Genomic DNA, 23,058 nt, shown 5'->3' with positions numbered 1-23,058 from the left:
ACGCCTCCATCGTGGAAGTGTCCTCCGCCACGCTGCAGGTGCATGACCTGTCGCAGCGCGTGGTGCAATCGTCCAACTCCTCGATCATCGGCTTCGATGAGCAGAGCGCGCGCACCAACAGCGTCGCCGCAGCCATCAACGAACTGGGCGCAGCCACCCAGGAAATCGCCCGCAACGCCTCGGATGCCTCCATCCAGGCCAGCGAAGCGCGCACCCAGGCCGAAGACGGTCAGGTGGTGGTGGAAAAAACCATCCACGCCATGAGCGAGCTTTCGACCAAGATCAGCGATTCCTGCACCCAGATCGCCCAGCTCAACGCCAGCACCGACAACATCGGGCAGATCCTGGACGTGATCAAAGGCATCTCGCAGCAGACCAACCTGCTGGCCCTCAACGCCGCCATCGAAGCTGCGCGCGCCGGTGAAGCCGGTCGTGGCTTTGCCGTGGTGGCCGATGAAGTGCGTAACCTTGCGCACCGCACTCAGGTGTCTGCCGACGAGATCCACAAGATGATCGGCGAGCTGCAGACCGGCTCCCAGGACGCCGTGGTGAACATGAACGAGAGCCAGGCATCCAGCCAGGGCAGCGTCGAAGTCGCCAACCAGGCCGGCAACCGCCTGCGCGATGTGACCCGCCGCATCGGCGAAATCGACGGCATGAACCAGTCGGTTGCCGCTGCGACCGAAGAGCAGACCGCCGTGGTGGAAACGCTCAACATCGACATCAACCAGATCAACTCGCTCAACCAGCAGGGCGTCGCCAACCTCAACGAAACCCTCAAGGATTGCGCGGCACTTTCCCAGCAGGCCGGACGTTTGAAACAACTGGTGGCCAGCTTCAAGATATAACTCAAGGCGTCATCGTAACGAAAAGGGCCGTCCATGTGACGGCCCTTTTTTGTTGGTTAGCGGTGATAACTTTCTGTATGGAAAATAAGTGTAGAACTGATCGTTATCCATTCCCAATTGGGTGAATTTCGATGGGAGGTGAAGGCTGTTTTAACGTTATTCGTGAAGGTAATTAACGGCTTGAAAAGTCTGACTTATTACTGTGCTCTTGGCCGTACTTAAAAATGGCTTTGCTCATCTTGCCAGATATCGTTGGAAGCATGGATCCAGCTACCGTGGATGTAATCGTTCAAAACTGTTCAATGTTTAGAAAAGCAACCACTGTTCGTCGGATTTTTATGTTTATTGAACGAGCAGATTAATAAACAGCGGTTTCTTTTTATTAGTCGCTCCTGCCAGACAGCGCTTGTATCCATGGCAGGAGTCACCTCCGGGTTTACTCATCCTCCGACTTGTTCTGATTCCGATCCGAATAAGTCGACGCCACCGCGCTCGGCTTGCTGACCACCGCAGCCGATTTGCGCTGACCCACCAGATCATCCGGATTCAAAAACAGATTCATGCGCGGGATCACCTCGATGCGCGGCTTCTTGTCAGGCCGCTCGGCCTGCCGCGTATGCCGGTTGAAGTGACGAAGCTCATGCACGTCGATGGGCTCTTCACCAGCCAGCACAAACATCGGCAGGTTGCTGTGGATCATCGCGTCGTAACGGGAACTGGCCGAGAAATACACCATCGCCCTGGGATGCGGCGCCACCTTCTTGTACTTGATGAGACTCGCCTGATCCGACAGATTGACGATGCGCCGCAACTCGGCACCCGCCGACGTCTGCTCGATGGCCACGCGGTCTTTCGACGCCTGCTGCTCGGCCGCCTTGCTCAACTGCTCCCGAACCTTGCTCACCGCCACCCGCTCGCCGCCGGTCGTGTGCCCGGCCCACGTGAACACGATCAGGCGAGGGCAGATATCGAACACCTGCGTATGACGCCCCAACTGCTTCATGCTGAACATCGGCCCCAACGCCTGACGCAGAATCTTCGACCGCGCCGTGGTCGCCAGATTGAGCTCGATACGCGTCTGCTCGACCGCTGCCATCAAGTCATCCTTTAGCTGATTGATCTCCTTCACCCAAGGCAACACGCTGCGGCTCAACGCGAAATAACCCGGCAACCGCATCACCGTCCCCGGCGCCTGACCGGGAAGGCGCTCAAACAACGTCATCGCCCGCATTGCCGCCTCAATCGCCGCTTGACCCTCCAGCGGCTGCACCTCAATCAGATCCAGCGCCTTCTGCTGCGCAAGCACCGGCAACTGCCACACCTGACCATGAACCACCCATTGAGGCCACATTTGATTGAATGCCGTTATCTTACTGACCAGACGGGCGTGGACAGTCGTTATATCGACGTACATGGTGATCTCCGAAAAATCTAATACCACCCCCCAGTGTAGCGCGTGATTTTGTACGTGCATGGAGTATGGGACGGGATCAGTCCTTGGGAAGTTCGTCCAGCTTGGCCTCTACCGCGTCATCGAAAATGATGAACAACGCCTCAGCGTCTGACGAGCGCAGCTTTCGTGTGCTTTCCAGGCTTTGGATCAGCTCGATCTGGATAGCGCGCTCGGCCTCCAGGTCTTCGCGGGTGCTGGTGGCGTTGAGGGCGCGGAGGAGGTCGTTCATCTGGTCGCGGATGGGTTTCTGGAGTCGCAGGAGGTCTAGTTTTTCTTGGGGCATGGGTTGCTCTGGAGTGAGGCGGGTGGTGAGTCGTATTTTGCTGGGCGGAAAGGGAAAGCGCTATGGGAAAGCGTGATTGAGTTGGCCATCGATCTTATAGATCGCTCCTGCGACCGTCTCGGCTCAAGCAGGCCTGTTACGATCCTGGAATTGACCGGAGCAATTCAGGACGCATCATCCACTCATAACCAAGGCTGGACCGCCCGAAAGGCCGATCTTGACGATGGGTGTTATCAACTGGCTGGATCTAGCGCGGGCAGGTTGACAGGCAGCGCTATTGCGGACTCATTGGATGAAGAACCTAAGGAGTTTTCCCATTGGGATATTTTCTGAGTAAGCCGGAACTGACGGCGGTCAGAGCTGCGCTTTCCGAAGCCTTCAATGATTTACCCATCGATTACGACTACATCGCGCACGAGGTCAAGGGCGTCGATGTGGACACGTTGTACGAGATATTTTTTTCAGAAGTGGCTCCGGTTTGCTTCACCAACATTGCGGCAGCGGTGCCTTCCGTCTGGACAGGCTTCGATCCTGACTCACTCAGTGAGGTGATTGAAGCACGGTTGGCAGAGCGTGAGAGTAGCTGGGTGCGGAGGCAGTCCGATAGGTTGCTGGTCCGGTGGCTGAGGTATAACTATGACTATCTGTGGGGGGAAATTGCTGGAAGGTTGTGAGGTTGCTGGCGAGGGAGCGCGCGGGGGTGATCTGAACTGGAATTTTAACATGTTGATTTAAATCGAATATTTCGGTTAATAAATCTGCATGGAATACTGTTTGGAATACAGATTTTTGATGCTGTTGCTTCAAGACAGTGTCGGGGGAAGTGCGCCGCCTACTCAGCGTGAAGAAGGCTCGTGGGGTGCCTGCTAGTAATCAAGGTGTACCCCTGCTTCGAACTCACCTGTTATCAGGCGCTCTATGACTTGCGGTCGCTTCAGTTTGTGCTTTGCGGCCAATTCATCCAGCTGGGCGATCACCGCTATCGGGATCATTACGTTGAGCTGTTTCTTGTCAGGAGGGTTCCAGGACTACTCATCAGGTCATTGGAATATAAACGGTATCCAGGGAGATTGAGCATCAAGAGGTAACGGTTAAAAAATACTCAATTGGCACTGGTTATGAACCTTACCCAGGAGTAGTAACCATGCACCTTGATACCCCCTGCGCCAAACGCCCTCTGCTTCGTCATCGCGATAACACCAACCTTCACCTGCACGACTTACCTACCATCGATGGCTTGCCCGTAATGCTTGCCGTAGTGGCCTTCATCCGCGAATACCTTTTCCGCCTGAAGCAGACCATTGACCTAGTGCTAGATCAGCACTGCAGGATGCTGACATTCCGAGTGGATCTACGCCTACAGGTGAGTATTGACCTGCCTGACTACGCTTACACCAACGAAGTCATTAGCCGGTTTATTGACTCCTTCAAGGCCAAGATCGAGCACAACCGCGTCAAGGCCCGTCAGCGCAACCCGTACGCCCATGACAGCAAGGTGCGTTACGTCTGGGTCAGAGAAATCGGAGAGATGGGACGCCCGCATTACCACCTGCTGATCCTGCTCAATCAGGAGGCCTACTACACGGTGGGGTGGCTGAAGTCTAAAGCCAGCAATATCAATAACCGCATGAAAGAAGCCTGGGCAAGCGCTCTGGGGCTGTCTGTTGATGACGTGAGAGGGCTGGTGAATATCCCACCAAACGCTGAATACCGAATATACCGAAATGTCCGCCCTGGTGATGTGGATGAACTGCCTGCACTGTTCTTTAGGGCAAGCTACCTCTGCAAAGCCGCTACGAAGTCCTACGGTGATAATCATCATGGATTCGGATGCAGTCGGGGATAACTGCCTTCATGCTGCGCAATAGCACCATGCCCATGGGATCCTGGCCCGCTGATGGTTTAGGCTCCGGCCAGGAATCTAAGGCTGATATGAGCGCTGTGGGATGACAGAAAAGGGAGAGCGCTGCCGACAGCATTATCAGTCGGTATACGAACGGAATCAGCCGGCACTCAGCAAGGGTCTGGCTCTTGATGAGTCGTTGCATCATTTCCTTGATCAGCGCCCGGCAGGTAAGAACCTGTCAGCGATTGATCGTGCGCAAGGCCTGGCAGCGGCATCGTTTTGGCTTGATGTGGATGCGGTAGCTGGGGCCGAACTCGCCAGCCTGGCCCTCAGCCGGGTGCTGCATTTCGATCATGCAGTCAGTGTTGAGCGGCTGTTGCACGTCGCTAGCCATAATCCGGAAAACCTTCAGTGGGCGATTCGCTACTCGAAACTGTTTGAGCGTACAGAATCCCCGCTCTGGCTTGCGCTGCGTGCGGCGCTCGCTGGGGATGAGTAGCAAGTTTTCTTGGGTGTCTGTGATCGCTTGCTTGATCAGCTCAGGCCTTTTGATGAGCTGATAGCCATCGCCGAAAAACAGCTCAAGCACTTATCGCTGCTGGAGCTGTTTCCCTACCTCAGTGTTCTGGCCTATGAGGCCTTTGCGGAAGATGTGCCCACTGATCGCTCCGGTCAGCAGTGGAAGGTCTACAACCGCATTATTTTGAACAAAATGACCCATAATTACCGGTAAGGCGCCCCGAAAGCGCCTAGAATCCAGTCACTTAGCTGCGGCTGGATTTTTTATGTCTGTGATTTTTTGGATGTCCGCTTGTTTTGAGGCTTTCTGGTTGCCACTTGAGATTGGCTTTTTCAGTCTTATGGGATTTGGGTCGATCTTAGAATAGGTATGATACTCGCGCCTGGATGAGGGCCAATGCTGACTCTGTGGCGGCATCGGCAGCATTCTATTTGCTGCACAGACTTCGCCACCGGCAGCGGTGCGATGGCGAAGCTGCCGGGCAGACAGCTTGGTATCGATTTAGTGTTACAGCTGAGTCTGTGGGCCTCGCAGGCCTGATCTCTCCAATCGGTATCGATGTCATCGCTGATGAGCCAGTTACACAAAGCAACTGACACCCTCCTAGAGTCGTACGCCGAGAACAGGGAAGACGTTACTCATGACAAAATCTGAAGCGCAAACCCGCTCAGAGCTGATTGATCAGCAATTGGCGTTGTCCGGCTGGAACGTCAAAGATCCCACTCAGGTTCTCGGAGAATTCGGCATCTTGACCGCCCTACCCGAGGGCGTGGCCGAGCCGCGCACCGTCTATGAGGGGCGCCAGTTCAGTGATTACGTCCTGCTGGGTAAAGACGGTAAACCCCTGGCGGTGATTGAAGCCAAGAAAACCAGTCGCGATGCCGCCATCGGTCGCGAGCAGGCCAAGCAGTATTGCTACAACATCCAGAAGCAACTGGGCGGTGAGCTGCCGTTCTGCTTTTATACCAATGGCCACGAGCTCTACCTCTGGGATTTGGAGAACGCTACGCCTCGAAAGGTCATTGGCTTTCCCACGCGCGACGATCTGGAACGTTTCGCCTATATCCGTCGTAATCGCAAGCCGCTGACGCAAGAGTTCATCAACACCTCTATTGCCGGACGTGATTACCAGATCCGCGCTATTCGCTCGGTGCTCGAAGGCATTGAAAAGAAAAAACGTGATTTCCTGCTGGTGATGGCCACCGGCACTGGTAAGACACGCACCTGCATTGCCATGGTCGATGCCCTGATGCGTGCTGGCCACGCCGAAAAGGTGCTGTTCCTGGTCGACCGCATCGCTCTACGCGAGCAGGCACTGGCAGCCTTCAAGGAGCACATGCCCAACGAGCCACGCTGGCCTAATGTGGGCGAAAAGCTAATTGCCAAAGACCGGCGCATTTACGTTTCCACCTATCCCACGATGCTCAACATCATTCGGGACGGGATACAGCACCTGTCACCACACTTCTTCGATTTCATAGTCGTTGATGAGAGCCACCGTTCCATCTACAACACCTTCGGCGAAGTGCTCAATTACTTCAAAACCATCACTCTAGGTTTGACGGCCACGCCGACCGATATCATCGATCACAACACCTTCCAGCTTTTCCACTGCGAAGACGGCCTACCGACCTTTGCCTACACCTTCGAAGAGGCCGTGAACAACGTGCCGCCTTACCTCTGCAACTTTCAGGTCATGAAGATTCAGACCAAGTTCCAGATGGAGGGCATCAGCAAACGCACCATTTCGCTGGAAGACCAGAAAAAGCTGATCCTGCAAGGTAAAGAGGTTGAGGAAATCAACTTCGAAGGCTCACAGCTTGAAAAGCAGGTGATCAACAAGGGCACCAACGCTTTGATCGTCCGCGAGTTCATGGAAGAGGCCATTAAGGACGCCAACGGTGTGCTGCCCGGCAAGACCATCTTCTTCTGTGCCACCAAGGCCCACGCCCGGCGCATCGAAGAAATCTTCGACAAGCTCTACCCGCAATACAACGGTGAGCTGGCCAAGGTACTGGTGTCTGAGGATCCGCGCGTCTATGGCAAAGGCGGGCTGCTAGATCAATTCACCAATAGCGACATGCCGCGCATCGCCATCAGTGTGGATATGCTCGACACCGGTATCGACGTGCGCGAGATAGTCAACCTCGTCTTCGCCAAGCCGGTGTATTCGTACACCAAGTTCTGGCAGATGGTTGGGCGCGGTACGCGTTTGCTGGAAACCAGCAAGCCCAAGCCTTGGTGCCTTGAAAAAGACATATTCCTGATTCTCGACTGCTGGGATAACTTCGAATACTTCAAGCTTAACCCCAAGGGTAAGGAGCTCAAGCCGCAGTTGCCGCTGCCCGTGCGGTTGGTGGGGCTACGACTCGACAAGATCGAGAAGGCCAACGACACCGGCCACGCCAACATTGCCGTACGCGAAGTCGCTAAGCTGCGCCTGCAAATCACCGCGCTACCCAAAGAGTCGGTGGTGATCAAGGAAGCCGCCGCCGTGCTGGCGCGACTGGAAGACGAAAATTTCTGGATCAGCCTCAGCCACGATCGACTGGAATTCCTGCGTGCCGAGATCAGGCCGCTCTTCCGCACCGTTTCTGAGGCCGACTTCAAGGCCATGCGCTTCGAGCGAGATATGCTCGAATACTCACTGGCCATGCTGAACGAAGACAAGGGGCAAGCTGAAACGATCAAGGAAGGTGTTGTCGAACAGATCAGCGAACTGCCGCTCTCGGTCAGCTTCGTGAAGCAGGAGGAGGCTCTGATCCATGCCGCGCAAACTAGTCACTACTGGGCCAAGACTGACGAAGATGCCTTCGACGAACTGGTCGCCAAACTCGGCCCGCTGATGAAATTCCGCGAGCAGAGCACCGGCCAGGAGCAAACCTACCTCGATCTGGCCGATGAGCTGCACAGAAAAGAGTGGGTGGAGTTTGGTCCTCAGCACGAGGCGGTCAGCATCAGCCGCTACCGTGAAATGGTCGAAAATCTGATTGCCGAGCTGACTGAGCACAACCCGGTGCTGCAGAAGATTAAGAGCGGTGGCGCTGTGAGCATCATTGAGGCCAATGAACTGGCTGAGCTGTTAAATGAGGAGCACCCGCACATCACCGAAGGCCTGTTGCGGCAGGTCTACAAAAACCGAAAGGCGCGCTTCATCCAGTTCATTCGTCACATCCTCGGCATAGAGGTGCTCAAGAGCTTCCCGGATGAAGTCAGTGACGCCTTTGACCAGTTCATCCGTGCCCACACCACGCTAAGCATTCGACAGATGGAGTTCCTGGCTCTGTTGAAGAACTTCATCATCGAGCGCGAAAACGTGGAGAAGAGGGACCTGATCAATGCCCCCTTTACGGTCATTCACCCGCAGGGCATTCGGGGCGTGTTTAGCCCCGCCGAAATTAACGAAATCTTGCAGCTGACCGAACGGTTGGCAGCCTAAAAAGCAGAGCACCCCATGCTACAGAACAACCCCGAACTCAAAAGTAAGATCGACCAGCTCTGGAATAAATTTTGGAGTGGCGGTATCAGCAATCCGCTCACTGCCATCGAGCAGATCACCTACTTGCTGTTCATGAAACGACTGGATGAGCTGGATCTCAAGCGCCAGTCCAACGCCGAATGGACAGATGAAGAGTACACATCAAAGTTTGATGGCGTCTGGGTTCCACCGGAGCATCGAACAAAGCTCAGTGGTCGTGAGAGTGCGGTGGAGTTAGTCGAGATCCTGGGGCGTGATCGGCGTCAGTACGGTGTCGACAAGAGTACTCTGCGCTGGAGCGAATTTAAGCGCATGCCGACCGACGAGATGCTGCAGCACGTTCAAGGCAAGGTGTTTCCCTTCCTCAAGGACTTGAACGGCGCAGAGTCCAATTTCACTCACCATATGAAAAATGCCGTGTTCATCATCCCTAAGCCAGCCCTGCTGGTCGAGGCGGTGAAGACTATCGACGAGATCTTTGAGGTGATGGAGCGCGACTCGCGCGAGAACGGTCAAGCGTTTCAGGATATTCAGGGCGATGTTTACGAGTTCCTGCTCTCGGAAATCGCTACCGCGGGCAAGAACGGCCAATTCCGCACCCCGCGGCACATCATTAAGCTGATGGCCGACCTGGTGCAGCCGCAACTGGGTCACAGGATCGCCGACCCGGCCTGTGGCTCAGGTGGTTTCCTCCTCGGGGCTTATCAGTACATCGTCACCCAGCTCGCTATCAAGGCAGGAACCAACAGCCTTATGCCCGATGAAGATGGCTTCGTGCGCACCTCGGTCGCCGCCGCCCTAACTGAGCAGGCACAAAATATTCTGCAAGAAACCCTCTATGGCTACGACATTGACGCCACCATGGTGCGTCTGGGGTTGATGAATCTCATGATGCACGGCATCGACGAGCCGCACATTGACTACAAGGACACTCTCAGCAAGAGCTACACAGAGGAATCCGAATACGACATCGTGATGGCGAACCCGCCCTTCACAGGCAGCATCGATAAGGGCGACATCAATGAAAACCTGACACTCGGGACTACCAAGACCGAGCTATTGTTCGTCGAGAACATATACCGCTTGCTCAAAAAGGGTGGTACCGCGTGCGTTATCGTTCCGCAGGGCGTGTTGTTCGGGGCCGGTGGCGCGTTCAAAGCTCTGCGCCAAAAGCTCGTGGACAGCTGCGATCTTAAGGCCGTGATCAGCCTGCCCAGCGGTGTATTCAAACCCTATGCCGGCGTCAGCACCGCCATTCTGCTGTTCACCAAGGTTTGGGGGCCAAAAGAGAAGGTTTCCCAGCCCGCCACCGAACACGTCTGGTTTTATGAGATGTCCGCCGATGGCTATTCGCTGGACGACAAGCGCAGTAAGCAAGAAGGTTTAGGTGACCTGCAAGACATCATCATCAGGTACCACGCCAGAAGTGCCACAACAGACACCGATCGCACGGCTAAATGTTTCATGGTGCCGCGCAGCGAGATCGCGGACGAGAAGAACAACTACGACCTCTCCCTTTCCCGCTACAAGGAAGACGTTTTCGAGGAAGTGCATTACGACGCGTCGGGCCTGATTCTGGATCGGCTGATTCAGGCTGAGGTGGGCGATGTGGATGAATCGGCACTGGCCAAGTTGCAGAGTGGCATCGTGCGCGAGCTGCTGGAACTGAAGGGGATGGTGGGATGAAGACCGTCCCGCTGTCTCGGATTGTACAAATAAATCCTCGGTTACCAAGGGGGCTCGAAGATTCGAGAGAAATTTCGTTTGTCCCAATGGCCTCCGTCTCTGAAGATGGAGGAATAACCCTTCAGGAAACTCGTAACTTCGGTGAAGTCAAAAAAGGTTTTACGTACTTCCAGCGGGGCGACGTCTTGCTGGCAAAAATAACCCCATGTTTTGAGAATGGGAAATCTGCACTTGCAGATAATTTAGAGCATCCTATCGGCTTCGGCTCAACGGAGTTTCACGTACTCCGCGCTATTCCAGGGAAGGTTGACTCGCGCTTTCTTTATCACTTGGTGCGCAGCAAGCAGCTCTTGTTCCTTGGTCAAAATTCGATGAAAGGGGCTGCGGGCCACAAGCGTGTGCCAGCTGAGTTCCTAGAAACTTTTGAAGTTCCGAAATGGTCCCTCGACGACCAAATCCGCATTGCCCATCTGCTTTGCAAAGTGGAAGGGCTGGTCGCCCAGCGCAAACAACATCTGCGGCAACTCGACGACCTGCTCAGAAGCGTGTTTCTGGAGATGTTTGGGCCTGACAGCCCCGGTCATGAAACTTGGCCGCAAGTTGAAATTCGCGAACTTGCCGCCGAGCACAAAGGTGCGATGCGAACAGGGCCTTTTGGCTCAAATTTGCTGCATAGTGAGTTCACTTCGGAAGGCGATGTGGCAGTGCTTGGCATAGATAACGCCGTGCAGAATCGATTTGCCTGGGGGGAACGTCGTTTCATTTCCGACGAAAAGTATCAGGAGCTTCAGAGCTATCGAATCTTCCCGGGCGACGTCATTGTCACGATTATGGGCACCATCGGTCGTTCGGCAGTAATCCCTGACGATATTCCTGTTGCTATCAATACCAAGCACCTTGCGGCAATTACTTTGAACCGAGAAGTCGCCAATCCTCTGTTCTTGTCCTACTCCATTCATTCCAGCCCATTTGTTCGGAAGCAGTTCGCCAGCAAGAACAGAGGGGCAATCATGAGCGGCCTAAACTTGGGTCTCATCAAAGAGACCAAAATCAAGCGTCCGCCAATCGAGCTGCAGAACAGATTCGCAGATATCCATGGGCAAGTAGACAAATTGAGGTCCAGCTATCTACAAAGTCTCTGCAACCTCGAGGCGCTCTACGGCGCACTGAGCCAGCAGGCCTTCAAGGGCGAGCTGGATTTGTCGCGGGTGGCGCTGCCTGCCGCCCCCATCGAAGGCGTGAGCACTGTGGCCACTGCTTTGCCTACGCCCACCGCTGCGCCAACGATCAAGCTGCCTGAACCCGAATTGCTGTTGTCGGCACTGGAATACCGCGAACAGCTTCAGCCACTGCTGCACTTTTGGCTGGAGGCCTACCGTGCGCAGTTGGGTTGTGCAGCTTTCTCCGTAGAAAGCTTCATCGCCGCCGCGCAAACCCGATTGGCAGTATTGCATCCGGACAACGATTTTGAGCTGGATGCCGATGCCTACGAGCACATCAAGTCCTGGGTGTTTGAGGCATTGACCGCTGGCCATCTTGAACAGACGCGAAACATCACTGGCCACGAAAAAGAAAGCGGTAAACCTATCTTCGGGAACATGGTTGAGCTTAAGGTTGCTCAGGCATGAAGCTGCTGCGCCTCAAGATCACCGACCCGAAAGGCTTTCGCAGCTTGCCCTGTGGTTTTGAACATTACTTCCGTACGGATTGGAGCTTGCAAGACGAATTGGCGCAGCCCGCTGGCTTTGCACCCTTCGTCTGCGCCGGGCCGAATGGCAGCGGCAAATCCAACCTGCTCGAAGTCCTGGCTGCAATCTTCTATCAGCTGGAAGTCTTGCGCGTGCGCCGCAGCTTTCTACCCGAAGCGCTGCAAGACGAGGCGCTAGATTTTTCGCCCGTCGCTTTTGAGCTGGATTACCTGATCCGCGTGGCCGTCGAGTACCGTAGTCCCGATAGCTCGGAGTGGGCGAAAGTGTGCGTGTGGAAAAACGCCGGCGAATCGGTGCGCTTTCTGTGGGAGAACCAGGACGACTTCAGCACCGATGCGTACGAGGTTTTCAAGGGGGGGCATGCCGCCATCCTAATGCCGCAGTATGTGCTGGGCTATTCGTCGGGCGAGAATGAAATTCTCAGCCTGCCATTTTTCAAGATGCGTTTCGTGCAGTTCGACGAATACTGGAAAGCACTCACACGACAGTGGAGCTACCCCGGTCACCCGGAAACGCGGCTGGCCTATCTGGACAGCAGCTTCAGCCATGCCATTCTGCTGTGCAACCTGCTATTTCAGGATGAAGCCACCTTGCAGCCTTTCCGCGAGGATGTGGGTATCGAGGCCCTACAGGAGTTCCGCATCATTCTGCGCCGCAACATTGAATTGCGACCGGAGCAACTGGCTGCCTTCGCCAGTGAAGATGAAAGCCTGCGCCAGTCGCCTGAGGATATCGTAAAGGGCAACCCGGCCTTGCATGCGGAAACCGACGAGATGGGCAACACACGCTATCGCCTGAATCTGCTGCACGCGTTGGAGGCCGATGAGAGGCTTCAACAAGAGCTGAGATCGGAGCAAGAGACGTCGGCAACGAAGTATGAAAATTTTGATCCGGCGATTACAAGACTTAAACGGTGTGCAACTCTAGTTTATGAGGACGAGGCAACCGACACGCTCATCCTCGATTTCTGGGTGAATGAGGCGACGAAGCAAGTCTTTCGTGAAAACTTCGAAAACTCTCCACTGGCACTGTTCCAGGCATTTCAGGTGTTATTGACGCTCAACTTATATGTCGTGAGCGATGCACTGAAGTCGGATCTATACACCTCAACCAGTCATTACGTCAGCGAAACGGTGCCGACGCTGGCTTCTGACCAGCGCATCATGCGTTTCAAGTTCGTGCGCTTCACCAAGCAAGGGGTGGCCGAGCCGGTGATGCTCAAGGAGTTGTCGGATGGTGAACACCAGTTGCTGCACAGCCTGGGCTTGTGCCTGTTGTTCCGTGACACCAACAGCCTGTTCCTGCTCGATGAGCCGGAAACGCACTTCAACCCGGACTGGCGCGCCAATTTCATCACCCGCCTGCGCCAGTGCCTGCCTGGCAAGGGTGAGTTTGCGCAGGAAATGCTGATCACTACCCACACGCCTTTCCTGATCTCCGACAGCAAGCCGGACAAGGTATTGGTGTTTGCCAAAGACAAAACCAGCAACACGGTCAGCATCCGTCACCCGGACTACAACACCCTGGGCGCTTCGATCAACAAGATCACCATGAACACCTTCGGCAAGCGCGAAACCATCGGCGGCCATGCCCAAGCATTGCTGGAGGCATTGCGCGCACGCTTCGAACAGGGGGATGAAGACAAGGAATCGTTGATCTCGGAGATTAACCAGCAACTCGGCGACTCGGTGGAGAAAGTGCTGCTGATCAAGGCCATCCTCGACGGAAATCAACCTGGCAATGGGGAGGCTCAGGGCTGATGCTATTTCCGTACACCTACGTGCCGCACCAGATAGAAAAAATGCAGGTTTTCATCGACTTCATATTTCATGAGGTGTGGTGCAAGGCACCGACAAGTGGCGATTACAGTTTGGACCTATTTGTTGCGAACCCTGACCTCCACGAAGTGATGACGGCACTCCACTACGACGACGGAAAAGGAGCAATGTTCTTTGCTGGGCATGTGGAACGCATCTACGGTCTGTTTTCGGCACTGACCGCCGCGCAGATCAGCGACTTTCAGCAGTGGTACCGCGGCAATAACGATCTGGAGAAAGCGTGCGCCAATGATCCGGCAGTGCCGCTCGCGAGATACAAAGACGTTATTTCTGCATATCCAATCCTTGGCAAGAAACTGGCGGAATTTTTCCGTGGGCTTTACGATAATTCAACTCTTGGGCTGTCAGCGATCAAAGGGAAAATCGGCGATATTAAAGATCACAACAAAAAATTTTTCGAAATAAATAAGGTCGGTAAATGCCCGTTCTGTGGAATTAATGACTTAAAAGGTATTCATCATACTCGTAGGGAGGCGTACGATCATTACCTTCCAAAATATCGGTACCCATTTAATTCCATTAATTTCCAAAATTTGGCACCTGCCTGCCACGAATGTAATAGTGTTTATAAGTTGAGCAAGGATCCTGCGCACAACGATTTCGGACGGCGCAAAGCTTTCTACCCGTATGTTGCTGGCCCAACTATCGAGATTCAGGTTACTCTACAACACTCAGGGGTCGCTAACTTGACTCCAGCAGACATCAATCTGAAATTTGGACCTGCAGTCAACTTTGAGGAAATTGAAACCTGGAAAGATGTTTATGGCATTGAAGAGCGCTACAAGGCTAAATTTTGCAGCGCAGATGCTAGTGACTGGATTGAACAGTTCAGGATTCTAAATCGGCGTCGAGCGTACAGTGCAAGCGAGTACATTGAGGACATTGCTCAGTCAGACCCATTTGCAAATGTCAATTTTCTCAAGCAGGCGTTTATGCAATGCTGCCAGGATATAGGCTTGCTGGCGGCTATAGAGAAATATTCTTGACGCGGGGTGATGGAGTTTCTTTTGGTGCTCTCGCTAAGTTGATGCGTTAGGCTCAGGTAAGCATTTAATCATCCTTGATGCTGAGCGGATTCAGTCGCCATCGGCGTTGCCGCTTTTAGTGAAACTGTTCATCCTCTTGCGCCGTTAGCCTTGAATCATCTGGGCTAGCGCGGCAAGTTGCTGGCCTTTGGAAGCCAATAGGGAAGATAGGCATGTTCATGGACGGTAACCGATCTATGAACCCCACCTACCGCAAGGTGGACGCCAAGGTTATCGGGCAAGAGCTGGTATGACTTTCAGAAAATATTTTAGGCGTCTTCTTCGCGCCTCTTGCGGAAATACGTAGTGGCAGCCTCATTGATTGTCAGGGTAGGTCCAAGGTGAAGCTGGATCATGTTAATTCTGAGTATTTTAAATTCGAAGGAGGTGAGGTCTACTTCTAACTCTTCCGTGAAGCACTGTTCATAGGTTTTTGCGTCGTATCCTTTAAACTCTATCCCTAGGAGTTTGAGAGCTTTGAATACTCTGCATACGCCGGAGATAAAAATAGGCATAATATCTAGATATACTTTTTTTTCTGAATATCGTTCGGCCTGAGCTTCTGCCAAAACCTTTTTAAATTCAAGGCCTTCTGCTATAAGATTGAACCGCTTTTGGATGTCAGATGGTTTTCCGAGTCGCAGGAGTTCTGATGAATTCTTGCTAGGATCTAGGCGCGAATATATATCTTCAAGTTTGACGAAGTGGTGCATGCATGATCTTGCACCACCTCTGGATTTATGACCCGCCAGCAGAAATGCCGCGCCCTCTAACCGCTCAGCGCCTTCGTTGAGCCACAATTCAGGAAGCAAACTGGAAAATAACGAGTGATCGCGGTGATGCAGCGCATTGCGTAAAGCAATTAGCAATGATGTATCTGGTTGCGCAAAGTAATCGAAATCATCCTTGGAGACATCATATAATGTATGAAAGGCTTCCAGCGTGGCCTCCCACGCTCTATCCAAATTTTCTATTGCTTCCTCTTTGTCAATTGCAACCAATCCTTTGTAGCGAATATGTTCCTCTCCGTAGATGCGCATAGTATTGGCAAGTCGACTGACTGCCCTCTGTACGATTTCCTTTTCCATGAGCCGTTCTTCCTAGCAGTTCATTTTGAGCCAATTATCTTAGCGGTGGCGGATCGTAGCGGCAGTCCTCGCAAGGGTAACCTCACACCGAAGGCACTGACCGTACCACTACCGCGGCCTACCCACTGCAAACGATGTCTATATCACACCCAATCGTTTCTTTGAGATATGCCACAGCGGCGGCCAGCACGAGGTTTTGATCAGCGGTACGATTACCAGCAGATAGACCCGGCTGAACAATCAGTATTTCGGCTTCTACGGGTTTGAAGCGTGCTGTCTTGATCAGGTCATTGAGCCTCAACCCATTTCCAGCAAGGTAGCGCGTTGGACGGTGCAGGGAGCGCAGCCGATCCTCACGTCTTTGTATGTGCTTACCGAGTTCAGAAAAGCGCCATTTCCATTTGGCCGACCTGACCGCTTGGGAGCAGACCTCCACGACATCCTTCACGCGTTCGCCAGGGGTGTCTCCTCCGGCATATTTGCAGTGGATCAGCGCAAGTCGTATACGATTATCTTCCTCCTTGAGACAGACAAGATCCGCGGCTTCACCGGCGCCGTCGTCGTCGAAAACGATGTCAAAATCACCCTGTATGAAGTGCTGGGCGGCTTTCCACTGAATAGAGTCAGCACGTGTAATGCCGTCTTTCCAGTAGGATTCTTTTGTGATGTCGACCCCTGCCCAGTCCCAAGCCTCGAAGCGCTCTTCTCCGATTTCAAGATGTCTGGGGTCTTTAGGCTCGATCAGCATGTTGCCGTCCAGCTCACTCAGGTCGACGAACCGTACCAACGGTGGGTATGAACTCAGATATTGGCTGAGCGCCCTTGACGCTTTCCCGATGGTAAGTTCGACTGCCTCACCGCTTGTCTGTGCGACGACGAATCCGTTCTCTCCGCCTACCGTTAAGGTGAAATCTGCGAACTGGCCGGTCTCGTCACAGTTCAGGGCAAACCTCATGCTGTTATCTCGCACATCAAGGTATTTCAGATCGACGAACGTGATAGGAAGGCCGTTTGGAAACGCCCGAGTGGTTAGCACGACCCTGTCTTCTGCAATACTCATGATTTCAGCCGGCCACTCGACAGCAAGCACATTCCTGTCGCTTGGAAACGCTGTCACTTCCTTAGGAATGAGGACGTTTGCAATGATGTCATCGACAACGATACTGTCATCGAGAAGTTTGGCGCCAGCCGCAGCGCACCAGTGAACGAACTCCGGTATGGAGCCTTGCTCTCGCGACCAGACCCTCCCTTTGTACGAGCAGCCAACAGAAACGCGCTCTCCATTTTCCCATCCGGTACCACTGACATTGTTCTTAACGGAGCCGCTACGCTCGGCCACACCGAGTGCTACCGCAACGTCGGCGCCTGTGTACATGGCGTAGCTCAGATTACGTCGACCGTGTTTCTTGACGCCCATGTTCTGAAACACCAAGCGGTTTACATGGCCGAGTATTCGAAACATCTGTTCGCCATGGATAAGGTCTGCTTGCCCGGTGACTTCTTCCGCTAGCTCCGGGAACAAAGAACTATGATCAGTTGAAGACAGGAATAGCAGTTCAAGCTCCGGATTGTGGTGGAGGACGAAGAGTGTCCACTCACGGTCGAGAACGCCTTTGGTATTAGTCCAGCGAACCCTGCCTTCGGCGCGGGTGACGAAGTAAAGCGTACGCATTTCTCGGTTGAGCCAGACCCCCTCAATGTGAAGTTGTTGGGAAAGCCCGTGGTGGAACCGCTCGGGAAAAAACTGTTGAGCCCTGTAAGCGGCAGTGCTGAAAACTGGGCGGAGTAATTGAGGTGACAGAGAAATTTTCGAGTCGCCTTCCTCATCCAGACGTTCGGACGCTTGCAGGAACTCAATCAACTCCCTGTGCTCCCGGACAGCATTAGAACTCAGCTCGCTCAGTACCTGATTCCAGTCGGCGTCTTCGCTGTATAGGCGCTCCAGTGAGTGGGCGACATCTTGATCGCCAATGTTGGCCACCACCGTCGCCTCGCCGATGCTCCTTCCTGCCACGCGTGTGAACCGCCCGATGAACTGGAGCGTGATAGCCAAACTCCGATGACTGTCATGGAGCGCAGCCACTTTCAACTCGGGCAGATCAAACCCTTCGCCCAACATGTCGACGCAGATCACGACCCGGGACACCCCTGAGCGCAGATCGGCCAGCTTAGCTTCAGTATCGTTGATCTTTGAATGAATCAGGATTGGTTGAAACTCAGGCGCGAGGTGTCGGTAAAGACGTTCTACGTAGGTTGCACGGACGATACTGCTGCAACGGGCTAAGAGCAGGTGATTAAGCCCCGCGTTCAAGTCACGTCGTAGCTTAGTTAGGGCTGTCACTGCGATAGCTTGGTCGGCTTGGGTGCCACCGCTCGGCTGGTGAACAGGCTCGAAATGTATCGGCTTGAAATACCCGTCACGCTGCGCGGCGGCAAGTGAGTAGTTGAAAATCACTTTCCCGTCGACGAGTTCACCATCTCTGCGAAAAGGCGTCGCAGTAAACTGCAAAATGGGCAGCGAGTGAAACGCTGATCTTAGCCCGCTCCAGGTTTTGGCGGGAACATGATGGGCTTCATCCAGTATCAGTGATTTGCACCGTTGAGCCATCTCAGCAGCGAGCGGGCTACCAGCTTCGAATGCCAGTGAACTAATGGTGGAAACCACCACATTGCATTGGGTGAAGATGTCCAAATCTGCCAGCGTCTTGGGTTTGGATGTGATCAGCCCTACTACTGGATTTGCAACTTCGTTTGGCAGCACCCCCAGAGCGCGCAGCAGTCCCAGGCTCTGAAACTTGTTCGCAGTCTGCTGGCGTAGAAGATCCCAAGGAACGACCACAAGTGTGGTCGAATGGCCGTACGCCGTCAGCGTAGCCAGCATCGTTTCAGTCTTCCCGGTGCCGGTGGGCATCACAATCGTTGCAGGCAGTGTATTGAGGCTCCAGTGAGCCCCGATGGCAAAGAGAGCGCCTAACTGGGGCGGTCGCAATCCCTCCTGTCCTGTTGGGACTTGCCCATTGGCGTCACGTTGTTCCGCTCGATATGACAGTTGATTGTGCCAGCTCCGCGCCGCATCGCGGGCTACATCGGCCCACCCAGATTCGAGGACTCGGGCTTTGAGATCGATGAGGAGGCGATGAGTCCTCCAGACGACTTTGTCCTCCCGCAGGTGAATGATTCCATCCACTCCGTCGGGCAAATTGACATTGGGCCGGTTGGTGAGTAGGACGCGGCTACCACATTCAAGCAGCCACAAGCGTTCTCTGATGCGGGGCGACACGTTCACCAAGGTCTCATTGATGACTCGGGTCGTGATGGCTGGCTGTAGCTGATGCCGGATCTTTCCTACAGAGCAGCGTTGCTCGTAAACCACTGGTGGGAGCACAACCATCAGAATCCTCCTTGAATTACCCATTGCTAGGCGCTGCTTAGGGGGAGGATTATAAACTGGATGGCTTAATGATGGCGCGGGTGACGCGCATTCGTGCGAATGGCTCACCATCGTAGTGATCACCAATTATGTGTCCGGGAATTGGTTACCACTAAAACTCCGACCAGCGCTGGCCCCAGATTTTGAGGTGCTTTCTCTGCAAGCACGAGGCTGGGCCTTGGTTGAAATCCTGACGCTAGTACTGGTACGCGAAAGCTCCGATCAACGACTGAATAAAAACTGCAAAAGTTGACCTTATTGTCCCATTTCCACATAAGGAAGAGGTTAAGGCTCTCAACGCTCGCTGTGATCCTGTGCTGAAAGTCTGATGCGCCGCTGACGGTGTCGACGTCACCCATGTGGCGCGATAGCAACCGGTCTCACTCAGAGATCGAAAACCCATTTTTTTTGTAAACGACGAGCGAGCAACCGCACCGTCAGCAAATAGTAATACCGTGTCGCTTCACCGCGTAAATTTAAGCGATGCTCAAGAAACCAAACCACATGCTTTTTTTGCCAAGCCCAAGGTGATTCTCGCTGCCAGCGCTCAGCAATTTCGGCCTGGATGATTTTTGCCTGTCGCACGTGGCGTTGCCGGGTTGCGTGCGAACCGGTCAGAACGCCAGCCAAGAACAGCTCCATATCGAATGGCTTACTCATGTCCGTCCGCCAATGTAGGCAGCGACCACGTCGATCCGACCGTGCCCAAGCTCGTAACTGATTCGCCTCCGGGCCTCGCCATCAAGGTTCCTATCTACCTTGTAACATTTGCCACCATTGATTGGCGCGGGGCATTGGGTGATCTGCTCGTAGCGCTCACATGCGTACGCCGCTCGTAGCTCATGGAAGCCTTTGAGGTTGTGTGCATGCAGGATATCCCGTGCAGGGCGGATGATTTGTTGTAGGAGATTGAGGTAGCTTTCGTCTGGTGCAATCAGATTGCGGCTACCCGCAGGCGACACCTGCCGTGCAAACCCAAGGGCACCTCGAACATAGTCGTCCACCGCAATCCAACGCGGCGCCGAGGATCCGGCGCGGCCTCCTTTGGTGCCATCCTGAATGTTGATCCTACCAAAGTCGTTAGCCTCACGGCTCAACCGTGGCAGGTCCGCCAAGATAGCCTCACGCAAGCGCATGCCGGTGGCTCGTGCCAACAGGGCTATCGCGGCGGCCCGCAGTTGATGATGGCTGCAAAGCACATCGACAATCTGCTTAACCTGTTCGCGGTCTTGGCCCTGAGGCACCGAGTGTCGAACCCCGGTGCGCTGCATACACAATGCCTTGCTCGGACTGGGTAACTTCACGTACTGATCACCGCGAAGCGCCGCCATGGTCCTGTTAACGCTGGATAGCCGGTTTAGTGCGGTACTGACGGCGAGGTCACCGCGCCCAACTACGTCGCGCAAATGCGCCGCATAGTCGGCCAACACCTTCAGATCAATCTGCCGCGCATCATTGATACCGGGCCCCAGTTCGGAACGGCACCATTTGACGAATGCCTGCCACCGATCACAGTGCGCTTTGACTGTGCCGTAATGGCCGCCGCCGAACATATCTTTCAGCGCCTGCAGTCCTGCATAGCTCAATTGCCTGCCGTAGCCGAAATTGCGGCCATCGCGTCTCCCCACCAATGCCATGTCGGTCACCTCATCGTCCGCTCTCCGATCCTCGCCCCACGTCATCCCGCCAAGAATGTTGAGTGTTATCAGGGATCAAGGCCCCTGCGACCTGTGGGGAGTGTCCACTACGCAGGACTGGCGGCTCCTTACAACCGGGAGCAAGGGCATCTCATGATCTGGCCTCCTGAGCACCGATACCGGTGGACGGGTGGAGGCTGCACTGGCTGACGAGACCAGCGCCTGAAGATCTTGAGCTGGGTGAACTCAGCGATGCGATGACCGGGGCATACCTGACTGTCAGTCAGGTGCAGTCCATTCCGTGGTCTGCGGCACCATCATCTACAGCGCTGTTGCTGGTGACGTCGGCGTTTGTCACGCCAATTGTCACGAGAGGAGTTGCCGCAAAGCCAAGTGCGATGAGGTCTGCAGCAGTGTTTGAAGCGCCCGTCTCTTTCCAGGAGAAAGAGACGGGCGCAGGTTGGCGCAAGATTCGGCCAAGCGGATAGGTTGCTGCAGGGCAGCGAAGTAGGAAGTGTCGTCTGGCGCACGAGGGCCATGATCTGAAGTAGGCATCCATCACCGGGGAGGTGACCGGGCGAGCTGCCGGACGCGAATCGCCTTTTGGGGGGAACCACCGCGGGAGCGGCGTGGCCTTCAAGGTTCGGGCCACCTGGGTTGCTGTCATCGACAGCGCTTGCACGGCCAGTTCTACGCCTGTGGATAAACCCGGTCAAGGTTCGAAATTCAGCGCCACTTTGGACTTGAAGAGCGTTTATCCACCGGTGGAATTCCGTGGTAAATCCTGGACAACGTGGTCGCTTTTTTGCTCTTCAAAGTAAGGTCCATCCAAACAGGGCGGCTTTGCAGCCCTGTTTGGATGGACCCGCGCTTAGAAGCGGATAAGCGAGGCTGCTTGCCCCGAATCTTGAACGTTCAGTTGTTGCTGCAGTTCTTGCGCCTGTACAGCGCTAGCGAATCGGCACCACGTCCTTGTCTCTGATTTGGCCGTACGCTGAGGCGAGCAGGCTGCCGGTGGCGGCTTTCTGGATGTACTCACTCCACCAGGCCATCATCGGGCGCCGGCGCTCGATGTAGTCGGCTCGGTTGTAGGCGCTGCGCACCTCATCCTTGTCGACATGCGCCAGTGCGACTTCAATGAGTTCCGGGTCCCACCCATGTTCATTCAAGATGGTGCTGGCCATAGAGCGCATGCCGTGGCTGACTAAGCGATCCTGGAAGCCCATGCGTTTCAACGCCATGTTGGCCGTTTGGCTATTGGCGTGGGTACGCGGATTTCTGTCTGCCGGGAAGACGTATTCGCGATGGCCGCTGTGAGTCTTCAGTGACTCCAACAGTGCGACGGCGTGATCACTCAACGGGATGCTGTGAGGGCGGCGCTTCTTCATCCGCTCCGGTGGGATAGTCCAGACACCCCTTTCAAAGTCGATGTCTGCCCAGCGAGTAGTTGCCGCCTCGGCGGGGCGAGTCATCGTGTGCAACTGCCATTCGATCAGGCAGCGGGTCGTGCGTTTGATACTGGCGTTCGCGATCTCCAGCATGAGCTCCGGGAGCTCTTCTGGCGGAAGCGCAGCCATGTTCTCTTTCTTGGGCTTCTTGAATACTGCCCTGATACCGCTGAGAGGGTTGGCGAAGATCAGGCCGGAGTTCACTCCGTAGGTCATGATCTCGTTAAGCCGCTGACTAAGGCGCTTGACCGTCTCCAGGCTGCCTTTCGCTTCGATCGGACGAAGCAACTCGATCACCATCGGCGCGGTGATTTTCGCGAGAGGGGTCGTTTTCAAGTCGGGAAGCACGTGCAGCATGAGCGACCGCCAAATGTCCTCGGCGTAGGCTGGGGTGACCGAGTCTTTCTTGAGCTCGAACCAGGCGGTGGCCACGTTCTCGAAGGTGTGTTCCGTTTCTGCGCGCTTGGCTTCACTCAACGTATTGCGCTGCACCTTCGGATCGATGCCTTGGGCGAGCAGCTCGCGTGCTTCGACTGCCTTCTTTCGTGCGTTCGCTAGTGACAGTTCGGGGTAGGTCCCGAAGCCGATGTTGATGCGCTTCTTGGTCACCGGTTCGCGATAGTTGAAATTCCACAGCAACGAGCCGTTGCTGCGTACTCGGAGCTGCAAACCGTCACCGTCCGTGAGGACATAATCCTTGGACGCGGGTTTGACTCCCTTGAGCTGTCGATCGGAGAGGCGGAGGTTTTGAGCAGGCATGAGATTCTCC

General features: G+C 54.6%; 17 protein-coding genes. 10 read left to right on the top strand and 7 right to left on the bottom strand.

The genetic code is table 11. From position 1 onward, the window contains the following. Positions 1-11 precede the first annotated feature (11 nt). Positions 12-848 carry a methyl-accepting chemotaxis protein gene (locus tag CFBP1590_RS28570; protein WP_374729070.1) on the top strand — a complete coding sequence of 279 codons (837 nt, stop codon included), beginning with the start codon at positions 12-14 and terminating at the stop codon, positions 846-848. Between the two features lie 436 nt (positions 849-1,284). Here CFBP1590_RS28570 and CFBP1590_RS22715 read toward each other — a convergent pair whose 3' ends face one another. After that, on the bottom strand, positions 1,285-2,262 hold the full coding sequence (locus tag CFBP1590_RS22715) for a DNA replication terminus site-binding protein (protein ID WP_088235970.1): 978 nt from the start codon (positions 2,260-2,262) through the stop codon (positions 1,285-1,287). Between the two features lie 76 nt (positions 2,263-2,338). Further along, on the bottom strand, positions 2,339-2,584 hold the full coding sequence (locus CFBP1590_RS22710; protein WP_004883334.1) for a hypothetical protein: 246 nt from the start codon (positions 2,582-2,584) through the stop codon (positions 2,339-2,341). A gap of 317 nt (positions 2,585-2,901) precedes the next feature. Between CFBP1590_RS22710 and CFBP1590_RS22700 the strand changes: the two genes are divergently transcribed. The 9 genes from CFBP1590_RS22700 to CFBP1590_RS22665 all read left to right on the top strand — a co-directional run bounded on the left by CFBP1590_RS22700 (position 2,902) and on the right by CFBP1590_RS22665 (position 14,647). Beyond that, entirely contained in the window at positions 2,902-3,258 is a 357-nt protein-coding gene (locus CFBP1590_RS22700; RefSeq protein ID WP_088235968.1) for a DUF7079 family protein, read from the top strand. Positions 3,259-3,728: 470 nt separating this feature from the next. Then, complete coding sequence (locus CFBP1590_RS22695) at positions 3,729-4,430, top strand: inovirus Gp2 family protein (protein WP_143517778.1); 702 nt, start codon at positions 3,729-3,731, stop codon at positions 4,428-4,430. A 100-nt stretch (positions 4,431-4,530) separates the two neighbouring features. Further along, positions 4,531-4,929 (top strand): hypothetical protein, encoded by a 399-nt coding sequence (locus tag CFBP1590_RS28175; RefSeq protein ID WP_231991761.1) that lies wholly within the window; start codon positions 4,531-4,533, stop codon positions 4,927-4,929. 27 nt (positions 4,930-4,956) lie between these two features. Next, on the top strand, positions 4,957-5,163 hold the full coding sequence (locus CFBP1590_RS28170) for a hypothetical protein (protein WP_231991759.1): 207 nt from the start codon (positions 4,957-4,959) through the stop codon (positions 5,161-5,163). A 427-nt stretch (positions 5,164-5,590) separates the two neighbouring features. After that, positions 5,591-8,389: a type I restriction endonuclease subunit R gene (locus CFBP1590_RS22685; RefSeq protein WP_088235967.1), complete on the top strand. Its 2,799-nt coding sequence runs from the start codon at positions 5,591-5,593 to the stop codon at positions 8,387-8,389. A 15-nt stretch (positions 8,390-8,404) separates the two neighbouring features. Next, the gene (locus CFBP1590_RS22680; RefSeq protein ID WP_088235966.1) at positions 8,405-10,114 is read left to right on the top strand and encodes a type I restriction-modification system subunit M; all 1,710 of its coding nucleotides are present in this window, start codon (positions 8,405-8,407) and stop codon (positions 10,112-10,114) included. After that, complete coding sequence (locus CFBP1590_RS22675) at positions 10,111-11,742, top strand: restriction endonuclease subunit S (protein ID WP_088235965.1); 1,632 nt, start codon at positions 10,111-10,113, stop codon at positions 11,740-11,742. The genes CFBP1590_RS22680 and CFBP1590_RS22675 overlap by 4 nt, the downstream gene beginning before the upstream one ends. Continuing rightward, positions 11,739-13,583 carry a restriction system-associated AAA family ATPase gene (locus CFBP1590_RS22670; protein WP_088235964.1) on the top strand — a complete coding sequence of 615 codons (1,845 nt, stop codon included), beginning with the start codon at positions 11,739-11,741 and terminating at the stop codon, positions 13,581-13,583. Before CFBP1590_RS22675 ends, CFBP1590_RS22670 begins: the two co-directional genes overlap by 4 nt. Continuing rightward, positions 13,583-14,647 carry an HNH endonuclease gene (locus tag CFBP1590_RS22665; RefSeq protein ID WP_088235963.1) on the top strand — a complete coding sequence of 355 codons (1,065 nt, stop codon included), beginning with the start codon at positions 13,583-13,585 and terminating at the stop codon, positions 14,645-14,647. Before CFBP1590_RS22670 ends, CFBP1590_RS22665 begins: the two co-directional genes overlap by 1 nt. 308 nt (positions 14,648-14,955) lie before the next feature. Here the strand turns inward: CFBP1590_RS22665 and CFBP1590_RS22660 are convergent, their stop codons facing one another. From CFBP1590_RS22660 to CFBP1590_RS22635, 5 genes are all read right to left on the bottom strand, one after another. Beyond that, entirely contained in the window at positions 14,956-15,774 is an 819-nt protein-coding gene (locus CFBP1590_RS22660; protein ID WP_088235962.1) for a hypothetical protein, read from the bottom strand. A 118-nt stretch (positions 15,775-15,892) separates the two neighbouring features. Continuing rightward, positions 15,893-19,165 carry a DEAD/DEAH box helicase gene (locus CFBP1590_RS22655; protein WP_088235961.1) on the bottom strand — a complete coding sequence of 1,091 codons (3,273 nt, stop codon included), beginning with the start codon at positions 19,163-19,165 and terminating at the stop codon, positions 15,893-15,895. A 423-nt stretch (positions 19,166-19,588) separates the two neighbouring features. Continuing rightward, a complete protein-coding gene (locus CFBP1590_RS22650) occupies positions 19,589-19,864 on the bottom strand; it encodes a hypothetical protein (RefSeq protein ID WP_088235960.1) in 276 nt (91 codons plus the stop codon). Beyond that, positions 19,861-20,841 (bottom strand): integrase domain-containing protein, encoded by a 981-nt coding sequence (locus CFBP1590_RS22645; RefSeq protein WP_088236455.1) that lies wholly within the window; start codon positions 20,839-20,841, stop codon positions 19,861-19,863. The genes CFBP1590_RS22650 and CFBP1590_RS22645 overlap by 4 nt, the downstream gene beginning before the upstream one ends. 950 nt (positions 20,842-21,791) lie before the next feature. Beyond that, positions 21,792-23,048 (bottom strand): integrase domain-containing protein, encoded by a 1,257-nt coding sequence (locus CFBP1590_RS22635; protein ID WP_088235959.1) that lies wholly within the window; start codon positions 23,046-23,048, stop codon positions 21,792-21,794. Between the last annotated feature and the right edge of the window lie 10 nt (positions 23,049-23,058).

Origin of the sequence: Pseudomonas viridiflava, from assembly GCF_900184295.1 — a bacterium.
GTDB classification, from domain to species: Bacteria; Pseudomonadota; Gammaproteobacteria; order Pseudomonadales; family Pseudomonadaceae; genus Aquipseudomonas; species Aquipseudomonas viridiflava.
Note: the sequence above shows the minus strand (reverse complement) of the source record. Positions and strands in the feature narration are given on the sequence as shown.